A 571-nucleotide genomic window follows, 5' to 3' on the forward strand; every position below is an offset into this window, starting at 1 on the left:
CGACTGAGGATATTTTTCCGTAAAGGAGTCGGTTTTTGAAACTCCGACTATGACAAAGACTTATCAGCAGACGTTTGTTACGGGCAGGGGGCAGCAGTTCGTCATAAATTTGCTGAAGAAATATTATGGGAAGGAGGTTTTGCAATAATGGAGATAATAAGCGTTACTTTACACGATCTGAGAAAAATGAATAACAGCGAGGCTCTTATCCTGCAAGGCTGCGGCGGCGACCTTAAAGAATGGGTTGACGGCATAAACGATATGCTGACGGAAAGCGGAATATTGCAGAACGAAAGTCGATTTGAAAAAGCATATACTTTTAAAAATGAAAATCTGACTTGTCTGCTGTTTCCGTTTGATGACGTTCAGCTTGATGTCGGTAAACTTGCGATGTGGAGATTGCAGACTCACGAGCAGTTCGGCGGTACATGGCTTTCCGATTATGTTCCAAACAGACTTGGCGGTTTTGTTTCAGAAAATGAACAAAAACAGAATGAAGATTGCAGTCCTAAGGAAGAAACCGAAGATTTAGGAATGGAGATGATGTAATGACGTATTTATTCATAGGAAT

The 571-nt window shown here is 41.2% G+C and carries 2 pseudogenes; both read left to right on the top strand.

Annotation, left to right across the window (positions count from 1 at the left end):
* Positions 1 to 19: 19 nt before the first annotated feature.
* Positions 20 to 148, top strand: a pseudogene (locus QVO88_RS12370) (hypothetical protein); the annotation flags it as partial.
* Positions 148 to 477, top strand: a pseudogene (locus QVO88_RS08645) (hypothetical protein); the annotation flags it as partial. The pseudogenes QVO88_RS12370 and QVO88_RS08645, both read left to right, overlap by 1 nt.
* Positions 478 to 571: the final 94 nt, after the last annotated feature.

Origin of the sequence: Ruminococcus sp. CAG:57 (assembly GCF_000435935.1) — a bacterium.
Classification (GTDB): domain Bacteria; phylum Bacillota; class Clostridia; order Oscillospirales; family Ruminococcaceae; genus Hominimerdicola; species Hominimerdicola aceti.